General features: G+C 64.8%; 1 protein-coding gene. It reads left to right on the forward strand.

Translation table 11 applies throughout. The annotated features are described in order from the left end of the window. The coding region (locus tag CYJ76_RS12105; protein ID WP_202820506.1) for an FhaA domain-containing protein at nt 1–229 on the forward strand (229 nt) is incomplete at its 5' end. Between the last annotated feature and the right edge of the window lie 32 nt (nt 230–261).

The following is a 261-nucleotide window of genomic DNA, read 5'->3' on the forward strand; positions in this document are numbered from 1 at the left end:
TGTTCCAACCGAGATCGACGAGGTTCTTAAGCAGTACGCCGAAGAGTCCGTCATGACGGATGCCCAGGGCCAGCGTTTGGCCCCCAGCTACTTCCAGGTGCTCGTCAGCACCCGCGACTACGCGAGCCTCACCGAGTCCCGCCCGCGCCTGGCCGAGGAGATGGGCGATCGCCTCAGCCGCTTCACGCAACCAATGGTCGGATCAGGCGGAGCAAGCGGAAGATACTGAGGCCCCAGAGTCCCCGGAGTCCCCGGTATCCC

Source organism: Kytococcus schroeteri, assembly GCF_002847825.1.
GTDB lineage: Bacteria > Actinomycetota > Actinomycetes > Actinomycetales > Dermatophilaceae > Kytococcus > Kytococcus schroeteri.